This is a genomic window from Streptomyces noursei ATCC 11455, assembly GCF_001704275.1.
Lineage (GTDB): Bacteria > Actinomycetota > Actinomycetes > Streptomycetales > Streptomycetaceae > Streptomyces > Streptomyces noursei.
This window is the reverse complement of sequence record NZ_CP011533.1, coordinates 1674147-1690090: the sequence shown is the minus strand read 5'-3', so window position 1 is coordinate 1690090 and position 15944 is coordinate 1674147. Positions and strand designations below refer to the sequence as shown.

The following is a 15944-nucleotide window of genomic DNA, read 5'->3' as shown; positions in this document are numbered from 1 at the left end:
TGCTCCTTACGGAAGTTGGGTCAGCGATTGCGGGAGAATGCGATGCGCGGGTCCACAGGGCGGGTCGCCGGAACGGAGGCGGCGGGCGCAGGAACCGGTGCCTTGCCTGGGAGGCCGGCACGGGCGGGACTGGCCGCGAGAGCGGCAGCGCTGTTGGGGGACTTGTGGGTGGTGAAGCCCTGCCTGTGCTCGTGGCGCGTTGCCGTCGTGGGTGCGGGTGGGCGGCGCCCGGCTACGTCCTGGGCGAGAGCCGGCTGCATCGCCACCTGGAGGTCGGACCGGTGCATCGACAGCGTGGTGTTGGCGACCTTCCCGAGCGCCTCGCTGCGGTCGGTGGTGATGGGCAGCGTGTAAATGTCCAGGCTCGGGTTATGCCGCCAGCCGTGCTCTTCCAGGATGAGTCGGCCGCCGAGAGCGGAGGAGGTGTCGGCGGTGGCGGCGACTACGCCGAGCTGCGGATGCTCGGCGAACGCGACGTCCGGCTCAACGCGCGGGGGCCGGTCGCGGGCGGGCGCTGGTCCAGAGGCCAGCGAGGGGTCGAACGCGGAGTCCACGTCCACTCGGTAGCCGGTCTTGCGCAGCAGCTCGACGGCCCGGGTGGCGCGGCCCTGCCCGTCACGCTGCTGGTTAGCCAGTGCGTACAGCGTCGGGTGGCCGGGGACTTGGTGGAAGTCCAATCCCTTCAACATCCAGGTACTGGCGGCCAGTTGCTTGGGGTTGGCGGCGACGATGCCGAAGTTGGGGTGGCGGCCGACTGCGACGTCGGGAAGGGGCTCGTGCTCGGGGGTGGTCATTGCGGATCCATCCGGTGCGGGCATGGGGAGAGGGGCGGTCGAGGGCGGGGATGGTTCTGCTGGTGCGGGACATGGAGGGCTCCAAGTGGGCCGTAGTGGCGTTTCGTTGATGATCCGGCGATCGGGCGGTTTGGCCTCGCCGGAAGTCGGTGCTAGAGGCGTCAGCGCGAGCGGCGCGTGGCTGGGGTGACTGACGCCGCCGAGGCGGGTGGTGGAGCGGGCGAGGCGCCGCGTTGGCCGGAGGCGGATCGGGCCAGGGCCGCCTGGACACGCTCGGTGGGCGCAGGCTGCTCGACGCCGATCCGGTCGGTCAGATGATCGGCAACCTTGGCCAGCGCCCGTCCGCTGTAGCTAAGTTCGTCGGCGTAGCGCCAGCCTTCGGAGTTGCGTATCTCCCGGGCCCGCTCCAGGTAGGTCTCGCGCGTGTGACCGGACTCGCAACCGGTGATCAGTGCGGAGACCTGATCCCATTCGTGGCGGTGAGCAGCCGCCCGTTCGAGCACAGAATCGATACCCCGCAGTCGCTGAAGGTCGTTGCTGATCGGGCTGTCGAGGTAGTCAGCCGCGGTCGCGGCGGCCCGGACGCCCGCGAGGACCTCGGGGCCGTGTGCGAGGAAGGTCTCGACGTGCTCCCAGGCGGCGGCGTCCCGGGCTACCTTGCCGCCGGCGTATCCGGTTTTATCGACAGGCCAGCCGCCCTTGTTGCGGTACGAGTCCGAGACTGCGTCCCACTGGTCCGATGCCTGAGTGATGCCGTCGGCTGCGGAGGCCAGGTCCTGGACGCGCACCTTCCATGCCGCCCGCTCGCTGGCATCTTGCGGCGGGCCATCAGGGGTGGCGGGGGAGCCGGGGGAGGTGGGCATGGTCGTTCCTCGTTTCTGTACGGGTTCCTCACCGCGAGCGCGGCAGCGGGCGCGCGGCGGGCGGCGGGGCAGGAGTGGGAGCGCCGTTCTGCTCGCCTGGGGTACTGCCCCAGGCGGACGCCGCAGGGGAGGGGCAGGCCGCCGCTGCCGCTCGGTGCGATCGGGCGCGGATCTCGTGGTCGACGTTCTCCCCGACGAGGTGGAACTCGTCGCCGAGGTCGGTCAGCCGGGTGGCGAGGGCGTCCAGTTCGGACGCGCTGCTTCGGGCGCCGTGGGTGCGGCACCACTCGGAGGCGGTTTCGAGCATCTGATGCAGGCAGGCCACCGCGCCGAAGTCCTCGGTGACGGCCTTGTGGAACAGGTCGGTGAACTCTTCGGGCCGGGCGGTGGCGAGGCGGTCGTTCCAGTCAGTGGCCGATGCGTCGCCGTGACGGCGGGCGGTCGGGCCCGTCGTCTGCTGGCGCTGTGGTGGGCCCGGGTTCTCGGGTGGCAGGGCGGGCTTCGTTGCGAGGCTGGCGGGGCCGCGGCGGCTGCCCTCATGCACCCGGTAGGCTGGTTTCGGTACGGGCCAGGGCACGGTTCAACTCCCTTGTTTCATAGGCTGGTTGGGTCAGGCGGACATGCGGGCATCGGTGTCGAACAACTCACGCTCGGCCGGGTGCAGGATGTGCTGGGTGATGAAGCTGCGACCTGCGACTTTCCACAGACCGCGGCCCTTGGTCAGAGCGGACACGGCCTGGGTTTCGACGCCGGTCAGGCCGAGCAGGGACGCGGCGGCGGCGAGCTGGTCGGGCTCCTGGCGGTAGATGATGCGGGTGGAGCAGTCGGCGAGGAGGCCCTCAGCCAGCACCCGTCCTCGCGAGCCGGCGTCGCCCGCGCTCAGCAGATCGCTGAGACGGTGGATGACCATCAAGTTCGCGATGCCGAGACCTCGGCTGAGCTTCCACTGGCTCTGCATGCGCTCCAGCAGGCCGACGTGCCTCATCACGCGCCATGCCTCGTCGTAGATCACCCAGCGCCTGCCGCCGTCCGGGTCGGCGAGCGCCGATTCCATCCAGGCGCTCGCACAGGTCATCGCGAGGACCAGCGCGGTGTCGTCGCCGGAGCCGCCGAGCCGGGACAGGTCGATGGACAGCATCGGCGTGTTCGGGTCGAAGGCCACGGTCGAGGGCGCGTCGAACATGCCGCTCAAGTCGCCGTGCACCAAACGGCGCAGGGCATGCGCGAGGTCCTGCGCGGCGAGCCCCATGTGCCCGGCCTGGTCGCCGAGGGCGGCGTCGAGGCGTTCGGGCGAGCCGAGGGTGTGCGCGATCTCGCCGAGCAGAGGCACGGTGCCGCCGGCCTCGGCTTCGGCAACGACCAGGTCCAGCGCGAGATCCAGGGCTGTGTGCTCCATCGGCAGGAGATCGCGCTTCAGCACCGTGCGCGCGAGGCCGCCCAGGAGCAGGAGACGGCGCTTGCGGACCTCGGTCGACCAGTCGTCCTCGCTCACCGAGGCGGGCCGGGCCGGAGCATCCAACGGGTTCAACCGCCCCGGGAGCCCCGGCCCCAGCGCGATGCTGTAGCCGCCGAGGGCCTGCGCGACGGCCGTCCACTCGCCCTTGGGGTCACAGGGCACGTAGACCCGGTAGCCGTGGGCAATCGCCCTGGTGGCGATGGACTTGGCCAGCGCTGACTTGCCCATGCCGATGATCCCGGCCAGGACCGCGTTGGGATTGGTGAAGCCCTCGATCCGGCCGCTGCTGTACAGCGAGAACGGGTCGTAGCAGAACGCGGCCTCCGCGTGGACATCGCGACCGATGAAGATGCCCTCCGCGCCCAGTCCGCCTTCCGCGAGGAAGGGATAGGCGCCGCTGACGGTGGCGGTGGTCATCCGGTGGGCGGGCAGGCTCAGCTTGCCGCCGCGTGCCGAGGAGGAGCCGGGGCGTCCGGACGGCGGGTAGGTCGGCCGCAGCTCCGGGTCAAGGGTTTCCCCGTCGCGGCGCTTGGGCGGGGCTCCGGCGAGGCGGGCCTGGCGGCGGGCCTCGGCGAAACCGGCGCGGGCGGCTCGCTGATCGGCACGCGATGCCTTGCGGGGGACGAACAGGTGGGAGGCGCTGGCGCGTGTGCGGGGCATGACGTTTCTCCAGACGGAAGACAGGGTCAGTGGCGGACGAGGCCGGTGAACGGCGCGTGCAGGTCGGCCGGGGTGGTGCGGCGGCGGACCAGGTGCGCGGTGCGCTGGTGGCGCTGGCAGATGGTCAGCTCTGGTGCGCCTTCTGGCAGGCCGGCCTGGCACGCCTCGCGTTCGGGGACCTCGCCGGAGTCCGGCCGCGGCGCCGCGTGGTAGGCGGCGTGCACGTGGTCGGCGGCCTGCCAGATCCGGGTGCGGGCGGCGCGGAGTTGGTCGCCCTCGATCGGGACGAGCTGGCCGGTGCGGGCGGCGTGGGCATCCAGCAGGCCGTGCAGCGAGACGAGGTGGGCGTGCAGAGCGTCCAGCTCGGCGCGGGTGGTGACGAGCGGACCGCCGGGAACGTTGAGCGCGCGGTGGAAGTCGAGCGCGGCGGTGGCGAAGGGCACGAAGTCCTGCGCGGTGGGGCTGGCGGTGCGGGACATGGGGGTGCTCTTTCGGAAGGGAGAAGGGCCGGCATCAGGCGGCGAGGGCGAGCGGCATGGCGGCGGCGGTGAATGCTTCGGCCTGCTGCCAGGTGAGCGGTCGGAGGTCGAGCTGGGCGCCGACCGCCGCGGTCTCCACCACCGCGCAGGCGGAACGCAGCTCCTCCTCGGAGTCGGCCGAGACGGTCAGCAGGCCAGTCAGGGCGACATCCGCGTGGCCCGCGATGAGCTGGCGCTCACGGGACTTGATGTCCTGGTACTCGATCGAGTCCGCTTCGGAGTCGACCTGGCCGCGACGGGCTCGCTCGGCGGCGTCGGCGATCACGCTGGCCTTCTTGCGCTGGACATCGCGCAGTGCGGCGTCCAGCCCCTTCGGCTCGTACGACAGCGACAGGGTCCGCCGCACCCCGGCGGTGAACAGAAGCTGGTGCAAGAAGCCCGCCGACGTCTCGGTGCGGGGCCAGTTCTCCACCCAGTACGTGGCATGGACGGCCGAGTCGGTCGCGATGTGGTCCGACTTCTCGACGACCACGACCGGGCCAGCGGCGGCGGGGTCAGCCTCGGGCCGCCCCGAGGAGGACCAACGGTCCAGCGCACCAAGGGCCTTGGGGTCGTACGCCGTTCGCACGACGGCCGCGATCTCGTGGGCGGTGAGCCAGCCGGTGGGGTTGAGCCCGGCGGTGCGCGCGGCCTGATCGAAGGTCGACGTCAACTGCGCCAGGACACTGAAGGACCCGGTCAGACCGCCACCGGCCTGGTTGATCAGGCGCCTGGCGGCCTTGGCGTCCAGCGAGACCGCGACGTATGCCTCGTGCGGAGCCGCAGCGGGTCCCGCGCTCTGGATCAGCTCGCTGTAGACCGCGCCAGCCACCGGGGCGTCGGGCTGGCCGTGCTCCTCCCAGTACCGGCGAAGGGCGTCGCCGGAGTCCGGCACGGTGCGCTCGATCACCTGGATCCGGGCGACCTGACCGGTGCGCGCCAGTGCGGCGAGCGCACGTCCCCAGCCGTTGACGTTGGCGTTCTGGGTGCCCGGGTCGAGCAGCGCGTAGGCGCGGGAGGACACCTTGACGACGGCGGTCAGCGTGCCGGTGTGGGGGTTATGGACCGCACCATACCGACGGTCGGGAGCGGTGACCACGCGCAGGCTGGCGGCAGTACCGGGCAGGTGGAGGAGTCCTTCGCGGACCGGGCGGCGGGAGGGCCGGGTGAGCCAGATCAACTGGCCCCGCATCCTGCGGAGCACGTACCGGGTAGCGATGGGAGCCCAGTCGGCCAGGGCCCGGCCGCGGTAGCGAACGAAGACCAGCAGGGCGATAGCGGCCCACAACGGGATGAGTTCGAGAGCGCCGACCACACCACGGGTGAGGATTACGGCGAGCAGGAGCAGGCCGGTGAGGCTCACGACGATCAGTTGCGGGGCGGTCAGGCCGAGCAGGATGCCGCGCTTGCTGCGGTGGGGGAACTTCACGGTGGCCGTGGTGGCTTCGGCCTGGGGGTTGTCAGACATGGCGGTTCCAGACAGTGGGAGCGGGAGGGGTGGGGCGGGAGGCGCGGCGCTCTTCTGGAGGTCATGGCAGGACTCCGTATCGGGTGATCGGGTGCGCAGAGGAGGGGGCGGGCTGCGGACCGGCTGGATGCAGCCCGCCCCTGTTGCGGTTGGTCAGGAAGCCGACGGCGGCCGGTTGGGATACACCCAACTCGTCGGGGTCGGGGAGCCGGTCGCCGACGGACCGGTGGAGGGCGGCGGCGGTGCGGCGGGACCGGCAGGCGGCGCGGCACCCGCGCGGGTCATGCTGCTACCAGGAACCGATACACCGGCCGGCGTGCTCCCTTCGGAGCCTCCCGTTTCGGCCTCGCCTGGCCGTGTGATCAGCGTCGGGATACCGGGTCGCTGGATCAGGGCGCGGCCCTTGTCGCCGGAGGCTTTCGGGTCCTCGCCGTACCGGAAGCTGGTCTGCGGCTTGAGCGGTCCGGCGTCGATGCCCTCCTTGCTCAGCTTGCCGCCGGCGGGGTTGATGCCGGAGGCGACACCGTCGCTGCCCGCGCCGGGGACCTTGCTCGGCCCCTGCGGAGCAGGAGTGCCGGTGCTGGCCTGCATCGCGAGGCTGCCGGCGGTCTTCGCGGCCCCGGCGGCGACCGCCATGCCGGCGACTCCGGTGCGGTGCAGGTCGTCGTGGCCGCCGCCGTCGGTCGCCCAGTGGACGAACTTATAGGTGGCGTACGGGCACAGGAGGACAAGGACCATCACGACGATGCCAGCCAGTGCGTCGGACAGGGCGGCCATCCCGTTGTGGGAATCCGACTTGCCCATCGCCGAGACGCCGATCAGGAAGACCACGGTCATCAGCAGTTTGCTGACGACCAGCGTGGCGGTGGCCTCGATCCAGCCGCGCCGCCAGCGCTTGGCGACCTCCCAGCCGCCGCCGGATCCGGCGAAGACGGCAAGGGCGACCATGATCAGGACGCCGACCTTGCGGGCGACCATGACGCCCCAGTACAGGAACGCGCCGATCGCGCAGCCGAGGGCGACCAGGGATGGGACACCCCAGCCGAGGCCGTACATCGCCCCGAGTTCGTCGACCTTGATGACGCGGCGGATCGCGTCGTCAACTGAGCTGTTGGCTGCTTTGAACAGGCCATCGGACAAGGCGTCGACCACCGTGATGGCGACGGAGGTGAAGGCGACGGCGCAGAAGGAGAAGAGGACGCCGGTCATGGTGCCGATCGCGGCTTGGGCGAGGGCGCGTTCGTCCCGTCGCCAGGCCGCGAACATCAACTGGATGCAGAACGTACCGACGGTCAGGACGAGCCCGATAGGTAGGAGCAGCTCGTAGTTGTCCCGGAACCATCCGGCGTTGAGATCGATGACGGTGGTCGCGTTGACGGCCTTGGCGGCGAGATTGGCCGCGCTGGCGGCCAGCTCACCCGCTGATTTCGCGATCCAGGCCCCGATGCCGTCGGTGACGGTCCCGGCGGGGTTGGTGGCGAAGTCGACGGCGTCACAGACGGTGCCCATCAGCGGCAGGTCGCAGACTCCCATGGCGGTACCTCCTTACGTGGGTAGGGGTCAGGGCGCGACAGCCGGCAGGACACCGGCCAGGGCGCAGGGCTGGGAGGGACGGCACTGGACCGCGAGGGTGGTGACGCGGTTCTCGGCGCCTCCCGCGGGTGAGCCGGTCCACGCGATCGACTGCTTGCCGGAGACCGTGACGGCGTAGACGTACGCCTGCGTGATCGTCCCGGGATCCGCCTGAAGGGCCCGGCTGAACGAGTCGGGGAAGTGGCCCTCGTTCACGGTGGCGGTGGCGAACTGGCCGTTGGCGGCCATCTCCTTCCACAGCACGGGCGAGGGGACGACCGCGTCGACCGAAGCGGCGTCGGCGTACTTCGTCTCACGGGTCAGCCACCTGTGCAGGGCTGCCAGCAACTCAGGCTGGGAGTAGGCCCGGGTGTCGTAGGACCACAGCGCTGCCGCTGCCGCCTTCCCGAAGGCGATCGGGTCGTGGGTGGTCGGGGGAACGGGAAGGGCGCTGTGGTGCCCGCTCGGTGGTGGCGAGCCGGACGTCGAAGCGGTCGGGGAAGAGAGGGAGGCCGAACTCGTCTGCGGAGCAGGAGGCTTGGAGGAGTTCCTGCCGTCGCGGGTGAGGTAGGCGGCCAGGCCGGCGAGGGCGACAAGCACCACCAGAACAGCGGTGCCGAGCAGCGCCCGGCGGCGCACGCGAGATGCGCCGCCGGGGTTCGAGGAGCGGGGAGCCATCAGTGGACCTGCGTCCCCAGCGTGCTGAAGAACGCGACCACACCGTTCGCGGCACCCAGCAGGAGGGCAGCGCCAGCGCTGACCAGCACGCCCTTCTTGCCGTTGGCCTCGGCCTGGTGACCGCCGGAGTGGTGGCCCCATGCCCACACGCCCGCGCTGACGGCGAGCGCGCCGACCACGGCGATGATCCCGAAGAGGTTGACGGAGCCCATCACGTGCTTGAGGACCGCGAGGCCGGGCAGGCCGCCCTCGTTCGGCTTGATCCCGGGGTCGTAGGCGAGCTGGACGACCTTGTCGGCGAGATACATTATGAACTCCAGTTCGATTCAGTGCACGCCAAAGCCCGAGAGGGCGAAGCGGCGGTGCGAGGAAGGGGGAAGGGAGAAGGGAGAAGCGCCGGTCAGACGACTCGGCGGGCCGCGAGAATCCGCGATTTCCAGGACGCGAGGGTCGCGATGCGAACCACGTCGCCGGTGTGCGGGGCGTTGACGATCAGCCCCTGGCCGATGAACATGCCAACGTGCTCAGGGACTTCGGCCGTCCCCTCGGTGAAGACGAGGTCACCCGGCTGGAGAGCGTCGACCGATACCGGCTTGCCCTCCTTGACCTGTGTGTACGTCGTCCGCGTGAGGGTGACCCCGGCGGCCTTGTACGACTGCTGCATCAATGAGGAGCAGTCGCAGCGGCCCATGGGGTCGGACCCGTGGGAGCCGGTGCAACTCCCGCCCCACTGATACGGGGTGTCGAGCTGGCCGAGCGCCCAGCGGATCGCCGTCTGGACCTTCGGCGAAGCGTCTGCCGGGATCTTGTATCCGGCCGGCACCGCGCCGGGCGGGATGGTTCCGAAGTTGGTTCCGTCCCCGCCGCTCGTACAGCCACCCGCGGTACTCGGCGGAGGGCTGCCCGTGCTGCCCGAGCCGGATGGCGAAGGGCTCGGCGACGCGCCGCCGGCCTTCGACAGCAACGGCTCGATCGCCTTCTGCAAGGCGGTGGCCAAGGGCTCCCACTTCGCGTAAGCCTCGGGGAAACCAGAGCCCTGCACCGCCTGGGCGGCCTGGGTCACGGACAAGGACTGCCAGCCCGAGACCTTCCCCAGCGCCTCGTAGAACTTCGTCGAGGCGTGCACCGGGTCGAGAACCTCGTTCGCGGTGCCCCATCCCTGCGACGGACGCTGCTGGAACAAACCCAGCGAGTCACGGTCGCCGTAGGTGAGGTTGCGCAGGCCGCTCTCCTGCAGGGCGGTCGCCAGGGCCACGATCTGCCCCCGGGCGGGGATCTTCATCGCGACACCGGTGGCCTGGATGGTCTTGGCGTTGGACACCTGCTCGGCCGGGTCGTCCAGACCCGGCACGGAGACCGTCCCCTTGCCGCCGCCACCCAGGATCGCCTTCACCTGAGCGGCAACGGCTGAGGTATCCACAGCCTGTGTACCGCCGGTCGAGCAGGAGGCCGAAGCACTCCCGGCCCCGATGGCGAGGATCGGAACGGCCAGCAGCAGCGGACCGCAGGCGAAGAGGCCGACGATGCCTCCGGTGGTCTTCTTCATCGCCGCCGCCGTTCGCCGGGGCGGGCAGCCCGGCCGGGCGACGGGTTTGGGTCAGGGCGTGGGCGTATCAGGGCGTGCTGCATCGCAGCGGCTCCTCGTGGTTCGTAGGAGGCGCGGTGCCGACTTCTCGTGCAAAGCCGTCGGCACCGCGCCGATGTGAATCCGCCGCTCAGGGCGGGCCCGGGTCAGGGGAGTTGGTAGCTCCCGAACGCCGGTTTCTGGTCATGCGCGGCAGCCAGCCGCGCTCGTAATCTCAGGTGGTGCACCGGGTCTCCTCACGGCTTCGGGAAGGGGGGGGCAACGTGCCTGCCGGGCCACGCTTTTGGACGAGGCAACACGGATCAGCACAGGTCAACGGGGGTGGAGCTGGGCTCCGCCTCGGTGACATGGCGAGACAGTAGACCGGGATTCCGGCCGCACCAAACGGCCGCCGAAACGGGCCCGGAGCGCGGCACGGGCTCGTTAGGTGCGGCTGGAAATCGCGGCTAACCTCCGGCGCAACCCCACTCCGAACGGCCTCTGTTGCGCCGTCCAGAGTGGGCCCAGTCCCGCCGTGCCCTGAAAGAGGCCCGAACATGAGCTACACCCTGCACCGAGGCGACGCCCTCACCGTGCTGAAGAACCTCCCGGACGAGAGCGTCAACGCCGTCATCACCGATCCCCCGTACAACTCCGGCGGACGCACCAGCTCGGACCGCACCGCTCGCACCGCCCGCGCCAAGTACGTCACCAGCGGATCCGCGCACGACCTGCAGAACTTCCCCGGAGAGAACCGCGACCAGCGCTCGTACCGGAGTTGGCTGACGGCCCTGCTCACCGAGGCGTACCGGGCCTCGACCGAGCACTCCGTCGCCATGGTCTTCTCCGACTGGCGCCAAGAGCCGACCACCAGCGACGCCCTGCAGATGGCAGGGTGGACCTGGAGTGGCACGATCCCCTGGATCAAGCCCGCCAGCCGACCCCGCAAGGGCGGATTCAAGCAGTCGGCCGAGTTCATCATCTGGGGCGTCAAGGGCAGCCTCGACAAGGACCGGGACCTCTACCTGCCCGGCCACTTCATCGCCTCCCAGCCCCGCAAGGACCGCGTCCACATCACCCAGAAGCCGGTCGAGATCATGCAGCAACTCGTGCGGATCTGCCCTGAAGGCGGCACCGTGCTCGACCCCTTCGCCGGCAGCGGCTCCACGGGCGTCGCCGCTCTGCGCGAGGGCCGGCAATTCGTGGGAGCCGAGCTGTCCTCGCACTACGCCGACGTCGCCGAGCGAAGGCTCCGAGCGGAGTTGACCCAGGACGACTTCGCCCTGGCAGGACCGGAGGCGTGACCATGAGACCGACCAGACCAGGGCCGACGGACCGCAGACGCAAAAGGGCGGCTGGTGCATCGAGAAACCGATGCACCAGCCGCCCTTCCTCTTGCGTCAGGCCGCCTCGAACGCCCTCCGAATCAGCGGTCCCGCCTTCTCCAAGTCGGCAGCCGAGGCTATCCGCACCTCCAGGTCCCCCGTCCCGAGGTGACCGATGCCACGCATGTCGCGGGAGAAGCCCTCCTCCAGCTCGACCGTGTCCGGATCGACTCTGAGGTAGACCAGGATCACCTCGTGCTTCGGGCGGAAGACCACCGAGGCGAGGTTCACCATCCGCCGGTACGCGACGTAGTGCAGCAGCGGAGCCACCTCGACCTCGCCCCACACGGTGAGGGCCTCGTCCAACTCGGCGTACAAGTCCTGCAGGCAAGCTGGAGCCGCGCCCGGGGTCGCCTGGACCGACGGCTTCCCGTCCCCGCCGCCGGCACCGGCCGCGATCTCCCGCTCCCGACGCTGCCGCCGAGCCGAAGCCGGACTCGGAGAACCAGGTGCGGACTCGATCAGCAGCAGGCTCAGCAGCCCGCCATCGAAGACGCGGTAGCGCACCAGGTCCATCCGCTCGCGCAGCCGCTGCACCGCGACCCGGTCGTGGTGAGAGAAACTGGCCGCAATACAGACCATCCGCGGGTTCCGCCAGTCGATCGACTCGGCGACCTCGGTGCCCAGCCTCTCCTTGATCAGTGCCTCGAACTCGTGATGTGCCGAGTCCAGCCACGACAGGTAAGAGACGGCCTGCGACAAGACCCCGCTGTCGGAGCCTTTCTTGTATTCGATCACGACCGGTGTGTTGTTCTCGTCGAGCCCGAGCGTGTCGATCCGGCCCCGGTGCCACGGCCCCGTCGGGTACTCGGATGCCAGGAAGCGGATGCCGAGCATCGACTCCATCCCCGCCTCGATTCGACGTTGAAGCTCGACCTCCAGAGCCACCGTCGAACCCCGCAGCTCGACGTCCTGGCCATTGGCATCCAGCCGAAACAGCTTCAGGTCGGTCACCAGTGCCCCCTCCCGCGATCACTACAGGAGAAGCAATCGAAACCGGCCTGCGGGTATTCCGGGTGTCGGGCGACACGAGATTGTCAGTGGTCGGCGACACGGGGTGTGTCAGTGGTGGCGCTCGCTTCGTCGTAGGCGGCGAGGGTGCGATACAGAGTGGAGCGGCCGACACCCAGGTGGCGGGCGATGGAGGCGACGGGTTCGTTGTGTCGTCTGCCACGAGAATGTCAGTCGTTCTGCCACGGGAAGTGTCAGTGACTCGTACGCCCGTCGTCCGGTTCGGCGTGCGCCTGGTTCCTCTCGTCGACATCGCCTCCGGTGCCGACGCCGTACGGCCTGAAGGGCCCGCTCTTCCCGGCGGCGCAGGCGCCCAGGACGAGAGCGGCCCCCTTCATGCGGTGCGGGTGCGAGATCACCCGGCGCTCCCTTCCAGCACCGGCCGCCGGCCGAACCGACGGCCGTGCGATATGGCGAGGTACTGCCTGCTAGGGCCTGTATCGGGTCGTGATCAATCTGCGGAATCGGCCTGCGTCGCGTGGCACGTCCTGGTAGATCGTCTTTCATGACGCGGGTGCAACTGACTGATGAAGAGTGGGAGTTCATCGGGCCGTACCTACCGATAGGCAGGTACGGCCCGTATCCCGAACGGCTGCGGCAGCAGTTCGAGGGCGTGATCTGGAAGTTCAGGTCGGGCGGGCAATGGAGGGAGATGCCGCAGAAGTTCGGAGCCTGGTCCACCGTCCACAACCGTTTTCGCCAGTGGCGGGACGCCGGCGTCTTCGAGACCCTGCTGGAGGGCCTGATCGCCGAGGCTGCCAAGCGGGACGAGGTGGACTTGTCCCTGGTCAGCGTGGACTCCACCACCACTCGCGCCCACCACGACGCCGCCGGGATGCACCTGGATGACGAAGTCCTGACCGCCCTGGAGAAAGCCGCCGCCGAGGAGGAGAAGGCCCGGCAAAAGGGGGCAGCCCGGAAGGACAAGGCGGACAGGACGGCGATCCCGTCCGCGAGGAGCGAAGACGCCTTCGACGCCGGCACCGAGTCCGGCTGAAGGCCGCCCTGCTGGGGCGCTCGCGGGGCGGACAGACCAGCAAGGTCCACCTCGCCGCCGACCGCCAGTGCCGCCCACTCGCGATCATCCTGACCGCCGGACAGGCCGCCGACAGCCCTCAGTTCATCCCCGTGCTGAAGAAGATCCGGGTCCGCGGCCCCATCGGGCGTCCCCGCACCCGCCCCGACGCGGTCGCCGGCGACAAGGCGTACTCCTCCCGTGGCAACCGCGCCTACCTGCGCAAACGCCAGATCAAGGCGGTCATACCAGAGAAGAAGGACCAGGCTGCCAACCGGAAGAAGAAGGGCCGCCGAGGCGGCCGGCCCCTCAGCCACGACGCCGAGCTCTACAAGGTGAGGAACACGGTTGAGCGCCTGATCAACAAGCTGAAAGCCTGGCGTGGCATCGCCACCCGCTACGACAAGACCCCCGAGAGCTACCAAGCCGGACTCCACCTTCGCGCCTCCATGATCTGGATCAAGGACCTCATCCGAACCACATGATCACGACTCAATACAGTCCCTAGGCCGGGAGGTCCGGCATCACGGAGAGGGGCCTGCTGCTGCGTCGGGATGGCCGCTCTCGACGAGGTCGGGCTGCCTGGCGAGTGGCCGAGATTAGGATGACCGCCCCCAGAGCGAGAGGCAGCCGATGGAGCCCGAACACTGTCCCTTCCACCGTCGCGACGACTTGTGCGTGCCCACGGCCCGACTGCTGGCACAGGCCGGTCTCCTCGACCCGGCCACGCGGGCGCCCGCCGCGCCAGGGGCAAGCGACGATGCCCCCTCTATCCCGCCGCGCCAGGTCACGCTCGCACGCATCGCCCAGCACCTGAACCAATGGGGTCGGGTCGTCATCGACCCCACTTTTCCGTTTACGGAGGTGACCGCGTTGGAGGAGCGCTCCCTGCGCTACAGCCTTCAGGCTCTGTGGGAAGCGGTCAGTGAAGGCACCCGCAGCCGTGTCGCTTCCTTGGACGCGGCTGCCTCGCACTGGTGGAAGGTCGGCTGGGCTCTCCAGGAGGCCCAGCAGGCCGGACGCCGGACCACTACGGGCGGCGATCCCGGCGAGGCAGATCTGTGGTGGCACATAGCCTTCTTGCACCTGGACCACGCCCGTCGCCTGTGGAAGGTGCACATCGGTCAGCCCCTGCCGCGGTGATGCCTCGACGGGGGGCATTTCTTGCAGCGGGCCGGCATCGTCCTGGTGACGAGTCCATGCCCGCACTCAGTGCAGATGATCAGGCTGTCGTATGGGTCGATGCCGATTGGTCGCCGCTGGTAGATCACTTTGCAGCGTCGTAGAAGCCGCCCATTTCACGTTCCACACCGGCTGCTCGGGTTCCGTGACCCGGCAGTCGGTGTGGGAGATCATTTGTTCAGGCAGGTTCCAGGATCTCGTTGGCCTCATCAACCACAAGTTCCAGGTGACGCCGGAGCAGTCGCAGCTCCTTGGTTCGGGACTGCTTAGCGTGCGGGAGGACCGTTCCCGCTAGCACCCGGAGACTTCGCGTCGCTTCTCCCTTGAGGCGCATGATCTCGTACGCCTCAGCTACTTCTGGAATGTATGCGGTGCGGTAGAGATGTCCGTTCGGATCGTAGGAGTACACCGCATCAGTGCCCTTCATTCCCGCAAGGGCTTCTCGCATGACACCCAAGCCATGCTCTACCTGAGACTCGGTGTAATTGGTCGCCTCCATGAGTTCGTCGAAGGTCAGTCCCCGTGTACCCGCCCTCTGCAGAGCGTCGAACACGCTCTGGCCCAGCGAATCGGGGCGCAGGTGCGCGGTCATTGTTCTCGTCTCCTCAGCCCCCTGCCGGACGAGTAGTCTCGGCCGCGCGCCGAGTTTGTTCTTCTCGTCCGGCTATTTGTTGTGGATCTTCCTATCGCCTTCCCTACGCGTCGGTGGAAGGACGTCTTCTTACGGCCGCCCGCGTGTCAGAACTCTCCCGCGATCAGGCGTTCCAGCGCCTTATCCATGTCGGTACGTCCGGTCTGCAGGACGTGCTCCGTCCACTCGACGGCGGCGGTAACCCGGGCGAGGCCCTCCCGGATGGAGTCTTTGGCGTCGTCCGACAGGTCGGCGAGGTGGAGGCCCGGCAGTGTCCTGCCTATGCCGCTGGCGAACGAGGAGCACAGGCCGAGTACGGTCAGCACCTCTTGCTGCTCGTTCAGCTTCTGGACCTCTGGACGCCTCCGCGTCTCTTCCCGGGCCTCGCGGATCCTGGTCGTTTGCGCGCGGTTGAAGGCCTCGCGGACGTGGGGCTTCTCGGCGACCTGTTCCACTACCTTCGGACGGCGCACCATGACGCGCTCGACGACTTCCACTGCCATCTCTTCGTCGCTGAGCAGATCCTCGACCTGACGCACCCGCTCTTCTATGGTCTCGGGCATGTGCGTCTTCCGGCCGAGCACCCGGAGGGCGCCGTCGCAGGTCCAGCGACGTTCCCCTGTGCGGCGGTAGACCGGCGGGTTCTTGATCAGGTCGAACCGTTCGGGTCGGCGCGCCAGGATGTCATGGACGCTCCAGCAGACGTTCTTGGCACGCTGCTTCTTCGGCCACGCTCCGGCTACGAGGCGATACTCCTCGAATCGCTCTCGTTCGAGTCCCACTTCCTCGGCGTAAGCGGCCAGGAGCTTGTACGCCTTCGCCGGCACGCGCTTCCCTTTAGGCGGCAGGGGGACCATCTCCAGGCCGATATCTCCCAGAGACCACTGTTGCGCGCCCTCAGAGGAGACGAGCCGCTGTCCCCGGTGGACTAGCTTGTTCCACTCGGCCGGGCGGTAGTCGGTGACGGGGCTGGTCATAGGGGCCTCCCAAGCAGCCACTCTTCCGATAGGAGCATCTTATGTCGATATGAGAAGAGAGGGCTTATTGATCCATATGTAGGGCCAGGGGATGGAATCGCGGCGGAGTAGACCGTCCGCGCAAACCGCTGTCGCCCGACACCGGGTACGGGGCGGAGGGGCAGACAGCG

General features: G+C 69.2%; 16 protein-coding genes and 2 pseudogenes. 3 read left to right on the top strand and 15 right to left on the bottom strand.

The window, feature by feature from the left end:
• Positions 1-20: 20 nt before the first annotated feature.
• The 10 genes from SNOUR_RS07040 to SNOUR_RS06995 form a co-directional block, all read right to left on the bottom strand.
• Entirely contained in the window at positions 21-794 is a 774-nt protein-coding gene (locus tag SNOUR_RS07040; protein ID WP_067344756.1) for a hypothetical protein, read from the bottom strand.
• 161 nt (positions 795-955) lie between these two features.
• Entirely contained in the window at positions 956-1657 is a 702-nt protein-coding gene (locus SNOUR_RS07035) for a hypothetical protein (protein WP_067344754.1), read from the bottom strand.
• Positions 1658-1685: 28 nt separating this feature from the next.
• The gene (locus SNOUR_RS07030; RefSeq protein ID WP_312632085.1) at positions 1686-2234 is read right to left on the bottom strand and encodes a hypothetical protein; all 549 of its coding nucleotides are present in this window, start codon (positions 2232-2234) and stop codon (positions 1686-1688) included.
• Positions 2235-2267: 33 nt separating this feature from the next.
• Positions 2268-3773 (bottom strand): putative type IV secretion/conjugal transfer ATPase, encoded by a 1506-nt coding sequence (locus SNOUR_RS07025; protein WP_067344751.1) that lies wholly within the window; start codon positions 3771-3773, stop codon positions 2268-2270.
• 26 nt (positions 3774-3799) lie between these two features.
• The gene (locus SNOUR_RS07020) at positions 3800-4252 is read right to left on the bottom strand and encodes a DUF6238 family protein (protein WP_067344749.1); all 453 of its coding nucleotides are present in this window, start codon (positions 4250-4252) and stop codon (positions 3800-3802) included.
• Between the two features lie 34 nt (positions 4253-4286).
• Positions 4287-5759, bottom strand: coding sequence for an SCO6880 family protein (locus SNOUR_RS07015; RefSeq protein ID WP_067344747.1), 1473 nt, complete (start codon positions 5757-5759; stop codon positions 4287-4289).
• Positions 5760-5912: 153 nt separating this feature from the next.
• The gene (locus tag SNOUR_RS07010) at positions 5913-7292 is read right to left on the bottom strand and encodes an SCO6881 family protein (RefSeq protein ID WP_067344745.1); all 1380 of its coding nucleotides are present in this window, start codon (positions 7290-7292) and stop codon (positions 5913-5915) included.
• Between the two features lie 27 nt (positions 7293-7319).
• Positions 7320-8009 (bottom strand): hypothetical protein, encoded by a 690-nt coding sequence (locus SNOUR_RS07005; RefSeq protein ID WP_067344744.1) that lies wholly within the window; start codon positions 8007-8009, stop codon positions 7320-7322.
• On the bottom strand, positions 8009-8317 hold the full coding sequence (locus tag SNOUR_RS07000; protein ID WP_067344742.1) for a DUF6112 family protein: 309 nt from the start codon (positions 8315-8317) through the stop codon (positions 8009-8011). The genes SNOUR_RS07005 and SNOUR_RS07000 overlap by 1 nt, the downstream gene beginning before the upstream one ends.
• A 92-nt stretch (positions 8318-8409) precedes the next feature.
• The gene (locus SNOUR_RS06995) at positions 8410-9555 is read right to left on the bottom strand and encodes a C40 family peptidase (protein ID WP_067344740.1); all 1146 of its coding nucleotides are present in this window, start codon (positions 9553-9555) and stop codon (positions 8410-8412) included.
• 575 nt (positions 9556-10130) lie between these two features.
• On the opposite strand from SNOUR_RS06995, the gene SNOUR_RS06990 reads away from it, so the two are divergent.
• Complete coding sequence (locus SNOUR_RS06990; protein WP_067344738.1) at positions 10131-10877, top strand: DNA-methyltransferase; 747 nt, start codon at positions 10131-10133, stop codon at positions 10875-10877.
• 96 nt (positions 10878-10973) lie between these two features.
• Here the strand turns inward: SNOUR_RS06990 and SNOUR_RS06985 are convergent, their stop codons facing one another.
• The 3 genes and pseudogenes from SNOUR_RS06985 to SNOUR_RS46045 form a co-directional block, all read right to left on the bottom strand.
• Positions 10974-11912, bottom strand: coding sequence for a DUF5655 domain-containing protein (locus SNOUR_RS06985; protein WP_067344737.1), 939 nt, complete (start codon positions 11910-11912; stop codon positions 10974-10976).
• Between the two features lie 83 nt (positions 11913-11995).
• Positions 11996-12109 (bottom strand): annotated as a pseudogene (locus SNOUR_RS49210) (hypothetical protein); the annotation flags it as partial.
• A 54-nt stretch (positions 12110-12163) separates the two neighbouring features.
• Entirely contained in the window at positions 12164-12328 is a 165-nt protein-coding gene (locus SNOUR_RS46045) for a hypothetical protein (RefSeq protein ID WP_159425817.1), read from the bottom strand.
• A 146-nt stretch (positions 12329-12474) separates the two neighbouring features.
• Between SNOUR_RS46045 and SNOUR_RS42655 the strand changes: the two are divergent.
• Both SNOUR_RS42655 and SNOUR_RS46040 read left to right on the top strand, forming a co-directional pair.
• Positions 12475-13469 (top strand): annotated as a pseudogene (locus SNOUR_RS42655) (IS5 family transposase).
• A 379-nt stretch (positions 13470-13848) separates the two neighbouring features.
• Complete coding sequence (locus tag SNOUR_RS46040; RefSeq protein WP_159425816.1) at positions 13849-14127, top strand: hypothetical protein; 279 nt, start codon at positions 13849-13851, stop codon at positions 14125-14127.
• A gap of 217 nt (positions 14128-14344) precedes the next feature.
• Here SNOUR_RS46040 and SNOUR_RS06965 read toward each other — a convergent pair whose 3' ends face one another.
• Both SNOUR_RS06965 and SNOUR_RS06960 read right to left on the bottom strand, forming a co-directional pair.
• Entirely contained in the window at positions 14345-14758 is a 414-nt protein-coding gene (locus SNOUR_RS06965; RefSeq protein WP_067344733.1) for a hypothetical protein, read from the bottom strand.
• Positions 14759-14904: 146 nt separating this feature from the next.
• Positions 14905-15774 (bottom strand): DUF6192 family protein, encoded by an 870-nt coding sequence (locus tag SNOUR_RS06960; RefSeq protein ID WP_067344732.1) that lies wholly within the window; start codon positions 15772-15774, stop codon positions 14905-14907.
• Positions 15775-15944 lie beyond the last annotated feature (170 nt).